The sequence below is a fragment of the Thiohalorhabdus sp. genome, assembly GCF_036628635.1.
Lineage (GTDB): Bacteria > Pseudomonadota > Gammaproteobacteria > Thiohalorhabdales > Thiohalorhabdaceae > Thiohalorhabdus.
In genome coordinates this window covers 1-5,095 of sequence record NZ_JAZKRM010000086.1, presented here as the reverse complement: position 1 = coordinate 5,095, position 5,095 = coordinate 1, and the positions used below count along the sequence as shown (strand labels likewise).

Annotated in this window: 6 protein-coding genes; all 6 read right to left on the bottom strand. The window is 61.6% G+C overall.

The genetic code is table 11. The annotated features are described in order from the left end of the window. Positions 1-295: 295 nt before the first annotated feature. Positions 296-1,111, bottom strand: coding sequence for a replication protein RepA (locus V5A19_RS13630; RefSeq protein WP_332327936.1), 816 nt, complete (start codon positions 1,109-1,111; stop codon positions 296-298). A gap of 392 nt (positions 1,112-1,503) precedes the next feature. Next, a complete protein-coding gene (locus V5A19_RS13625) occupies positions 1,504-1,713 on the bottom strand; it encodes a hypothetical protein (protein WP_332327935.1) in 210 nt (69 codons plus the stop codon). 73 nt (positions 1,714-1,786) lie between these two features. Further along, positions 1,787-3,646 (bottom strand): relaxase/mobilization nuclease domain-containing protein, encoded by a 1,860-nt coding sequence (locus V5A19_RS13620; RefSeq protein ID WP_332327934.1) that lies wholly within the window; start codon positions 3,644-3,646, stop codon positions 1,787-1,789. Positions 3,647-3,648: 2 nt separating this feature from the next. Next, positions 3,649-3,984 carry a plasmid mobilization protein gene (locus V5A19_RS13615; RefSeq protein ID WP_332327933.1) on the bottom strand — a complete coding sequence of 112 codons (336 nt, stop codon included), beginning with the start codon at positions 3,982-3,984 and terminating at the stop codon, positions 3,649-3,651. A gap of 419 nt (positions 3,985-4,403) precedes the next feature. Further along, on the bottom strand, positions 4,404-4,622 hold the full coding sequence (locus V5A19_RS13610) for a hypothetical protein (protein WP_332327932.1): 219 nt from the start codon (positions 4,620-4,622) through the stop codon (positions 4,404-4,406). Next, a complete protein-coding gene (locus V5A19_RS14440) occupies positions 4,588-4,854 on the bottom strand; it encodes a BrnT family toxin (protein ID WP_443081507.1) in 267 nt (88 codons plus the stop codon). Before V5A19_RS14440 ends, V5A19_RS13610 begins: the two co-directional genes overlap by 35 nt. Positions 4,855-5,095: the final 241 nt, after the last annotated feature.

Below are 5,095 nucleotides of genomic sequence, written 5' to 3'. Positions count from 1 at the left end.
ATCGGCTCTGAAGGCTGCTCAGTATTTCTGTTATTGAACTACCCCCCAACCCCCCCTTGGTGAGAGTCGAAAAAGAAAATCCTCGACCGACCACCGGGAGGGAGAGACCGATCCTCAATGCGGATTTCCCAATCCGGAAAGACTCGCTTTCTAAAGCCCGCTCAGAGAGTTTTCCACCGGAAAACGGCCTCAATAATACAGGATATTCCTTTGTACCATATAGGATGGTGGGCTTTTATGCGTAGATTTCGGCGCTCTTCGTGGGCTTTTATGCGTGGATAACTCGCTCGGCCTCTCAGTTCTCCACATCTCCGGAGTCTATATCTCCGGGCACCGAGGGGCGAGAGGGATAGAGCTTCAGACGTCCCCTCGGGGTCTCGTACCGCAGGTCTTTCCAGATCAGCGAAATCTCTTGCAAGTGATTCCTGGCCTCTTTGGCGAAGTCAGCGATGCGGTTGTAGTCCGCCCCCATCTGGTCGTGCACCTGCTGCCAGGAGAGCACAAGCGGCTCCTCGATGCAGGCCACCCGGTAGGTGGTCCAAAGGTACAGGTCTACCGCCAGCGAAGACTGCTTGATCTCCCGGAGGATGCGCTTGTCTGCCGGAACTGGCCGCTTCCGGATCGCCTCGAAAAACGGCTGCGAGAGCCTCACGCTCGACTCCCAAAGCGTCTTCTGGCTCGGGTCCTTCGGGTCCCACCACAGGTCCAGCTCGTCGGCCACCACGGCGGCCCGCCTCTTTTCCCGCCCTGGACGCTCCCAGATCATCCCGATCTTCGCCCCAAATAGGCGCCGCATCTGGTCTCGAAACCGCCCCACCGTCCCGTGGTCCCCGCCCGTCACCTGAAGCCCGAGATCCTCCATAAACCCGCTCAGGCTCCCGCCCAGGTCCAGCCGCCTACGCCCATGCTTCGCCACTTGCGAGCTGATCCAGATCAGGATGAGCCTCGGGTAAGACCCGTACGGGTACCCCAGGCCCCGGTACGTCCCGTCTTCGGTTTTCTCAACGCCGGGTTGGATGTAGAGGCTGAGGTCCCCGTTCGTCCGCCCCCACGCCTCCACGTCTCCCGGATTGCTGTGGGGGAGGGTCGCCTGCACCAGCACGCTGCTCATAAACGAGAGCTCACCTACTGATTTTGGGCCTTGCGACTCGATCTCTTCCCTCAGCTCCGCGAGCGAGGAGGCCCGCTCGGCCAGGCGCTGAAACCGCGCCATGCTTTGCTGAAAATCGGACTTTTCGTTCGGATCTTCCCCGTGCTCATCTGGTTGATTCATGTGCAAATTGGCTCTCTGGAGCCGATTTGTGGATGCTGAGGCGGGCCCACACCCGCTCTCAGCGATATATCGAAGGTTGATATATCGAAGGTTTTGGTCTTCCCTAGCCTTCTCTCTCCCTCTGCCTCTTCTGAGAGACAGAGACGCGCCCCACGACGGGCTCCCCTCTCCCGTCGTGGGGTTTTCTATGTCTTTGGGGCCCGGGCAATCTGAGGCAATCTGTGGCGCCCTCAGACGATGCCCTCTCCCTCCCGATCACTGATCTCCTCGAGGAAGTCCTTCTGGAGAGCGTCCTTGTTCTCCCGGGTGTAGCGCCGCATGAAGTCCCGCACTAGCTGCGCCCCCGTCCGGTCACACGCGTTTGCCACCTTCAGGAAAGCGTCCTTCAGCTCCTCGTCAACTCGGACTTGATACCTGATCTTTTCGCCTGAATTGGCCATCTGTGCGCTCCGTTGATGTCTTTTGTCATGACAATATGTAGACATAATAGCGGGCCCAACCCTCTCTTTCAACCTACCTTCCGTGGGTCCGACCTCCACGGCTTCGGTCCTGGCTCTGCCCTCCATCTTGGCCTTGCCCCTCTTCTTGGCTCTTGTCCTGGCCCTGAGCCTTGCCCTGATCCTCGCTCTGAGACTCTCCCCCTTGGGTCCACTCTTCTGGCGTCCACCCCTCTCTCAGCGCCTCAAGCGCGTCTCGCCCCTGATTTCGCGCCGACGCGACGTAATTCCAGCTTTCCTTCAGGATCTCTTCCTCCTTCCCGTCTAGGTGGCCCGCCAGCTCCAAAATCTCCTCCGGTGGGCCCTCCTTCCCTTGCGCCTCCTCGCGGTAGACCGGATCATCGAGATCCAGGATCAGGCCCTCACGCGCCTCCCGGATGCGCCGGTTCTGAGGCTGGCTGCGCCTCTGAGGGGGGCGCCCGCCCCTCAGCCGCACGAGGCGCCTGATCTTGTCCCGAATCATCTCTTGACGCTCGCTCATCTCCAACTCGAACCGCTCCCCTCCGAACCGGCGACCCACTTCACCCTCCTCTACTTCATCGCTCTCACGAGCCCCACCAGCAGCGGAATCCCCACCGCCAGACTCCCCGCCCCGATCAGCACCTGCGTCGCGGTCCAGCTCGTCCCCTCGATCAGCACCCGACCGGCCGCCTGCCCCACCACTCCCGCGAGCAGGGCCGTCGGAAAGATGATCCACCAGTTCATCGCTGCCAGCGTGATCCCGGCCCTGATGGTCGTCCCCATCTTCTGTGTCGCGCTCTCCAGAAGCGTCGCCGCCTCCCCCGCGTTGGATTTTGCCCTCCAAACCTGCTGCTCTATCTCCTGGATCGTCTCCAGATGCGACCTCATCTCCCCGATCATCTCCTCCCTCTCGGCGCTGATCCCCGCCTTGACCTCCTCGATCGCGCTCTCCAAGACCTGCTCCTTCAGCTTCTCGTTCTCCTGGTTCTGCTTCTCGAGCTCCGCCTCTAGCTCTCGGTTCGCTTCCCGAAGATCCTCCTTCGTTACGCCCATGGGACTGACCTGGCTCATGAGACTGACCTGACTGGCTCCCCCCTACCTCCTGCTCCACCCGCTCCAGCCGCTCTCTCTTCCGCTGAACGGCCTTCTTCTTCCGCTCGGCGCTCCGCTTCTCCCTCTCGACCGACACCTCGGCTTGGTGCTCTCGCGGCTCTCGATCGCGCCGCGCCTCCTTCAAGGTGCCCTGCCCGAGCCGCCGCTTATCACGCTCCCGGTAGACCTCCGGCCCCGGCGGGTCGGCCCGGTCCGGGCGGTTCGCCTCTGCCCACCGCTTCAACTCCGTCGCGTCGGCCCCCTGCTCCCTCAGCTCCGCATATCTGCGCTTAAACCGCCGCGTCTCCTCGATCTTCTCAGCGTTCCGGCTCCGTACGCCCATCCGCCGCTCGTATATCGAGTCGAACGTGGCGTGCAGCTCCTTCATTTCTCGGTTGCTGATGTGGACCTTCTTCCCGTCTAGCTTCCTGGCGCTCATCCAGATGTGGACGTGGGTTTGGTCGGTGTCCTGGTGGACAATCCCCACCGCCTGGGCCTCCGGGAATTCCTCCTCTAGCCACTTTTCAGCGTCCTCCCTGGCCGCCTCCGCCTCGATCTTCTCCTCGTAGCTGATAACCGCCCGGTAGTGGGTCCGGGCCCGGCCGGCGCGGTTCCCGTGGCGGGCCCGCTCCTCCATCTTCACCTGCTCTGCCCAGGACCGCAGCCGGACGCGCGTCTCCTCCCACGTCTCCGCGGCCTCGACGTCCTCCGGCGCGTTGTGATACGCCACCTCCCCCTGCTCAGCGGCCGACGGGCGCGTGATATAGTTCGCGTTCTGCGGCCCAGCTTCTCCCTTGGGAGTGATCTTCACGAATCCACCCATGGCTACACCACCTCCTGCATCTTGTCAGAAACCGCCTCCGATGCCTTCTCGGCCGCCTCCGATGCGCGCTCCACCACCTCACCCCCTGTCGCTCGTCCCTGGTTAAGACGCCGGGCCACTTGGTTCAGATTGCCCCCGATCGACCGCACCTCCCGGTACAGCTTGCGCAGCTCCTCGACCAGCTCCTCCCGCTCCCCCCTGCTATTTACCTCCCCCTCCAGGGCCGACTCGGCGAGAAACCGGCTCACCGAGCGGCCGGCCGCCTCAGCCTTCCGCTCGATCTCTTCTTTCTCACCGGGAGTGACTCTAACTGTGAGCTGCTCGCTTTTTGTCGCCACGGTTAACCCTGTGCAGTTCTGAAAACCTCTACGAGTCCGATAACGAGCCTGAGAAACAGTGTCGCTGGCGTCAATCGCTGACGTCAAGTGTCGGTGCTGGCGTCAAGGAGCCCCCGCCTCAGGCCATAGGCCGGGCGGGGCTCCGCATCTCCGAGCCCGGAGGGCGAGGAGCAGGACAAGCCCCCAAACCGTCAGGTGCCGGGGGCGCAGGCAAAACGATTCGGTCGAGTCGAAAGACGAGAACGACATCGGTTTGCGTATCCTGCCCTCATTTTTTTGACTGGCAGGTAGCTCAACGAGGAGGCGAAACGCATGTTTCGCCGACGAGCCTAGGCAGTCGCTTCTGGCCGTTTTCATCTCTCAGCGCAAATGCATCGGAAGCTCAGAAAAGCGTGACAACGCCCGTTTGGAGATAGACCCTATCCTTGACCGTGAACCGTCTGCCCTGGAATCACGAGCGTCGCCCGCTTAAACCACTCCTCATCGAGGAGCTCTGCATCGGGGTCATCCGCCACGGCCTGCTTAATCTCTTCGTCCGTGAGGGCGTCCACCCGATCCCAATCCGTGCTCGTTTCTCCGGATTCGAGGCGACGGACGGCCTCTTCAAGCGACATTTTGACGATACTGTTCTCGCTCATTTTGACTGGCGCGTCGCGCAGAAATGATTCGGGTTGTGCCGGAGCGCCGCGTGTAGACGACGGTCACGAGTCGGCCCTCCAACCGCCCCACGGCGATCCATCGCTTCTCTCCCTTCCGATCGGATCGTTCCGTTAAGGTGGGTCCCGAGAATACGCCCACGGCGTCCTCGAAGGAAACGCCGTGCTTTTCCCGATTTCGAGCGGCTTTTTCAGGGTCCCACTCAAACTCCATCTGGACCGAGGTTCAATTCTGTGGAGTTCAATTCCGAGGCTTCCGAGAGGTTTCTGTTCAGCACCGATGCCCACCCCGAAAGATGCCCGCCCCGAAAGGCAACGCAGAATGCTAGCAGAACGCAATCAAAGGGCACTTATCTCCCGTTAAAAGCCGCTCTGAGAGGGGCCATGCAAAACCTCAGCAATCGGCTCTGAAGGCTGCTCAGTATTTCTGTTATTGAACTACCCCCCAACCCCCC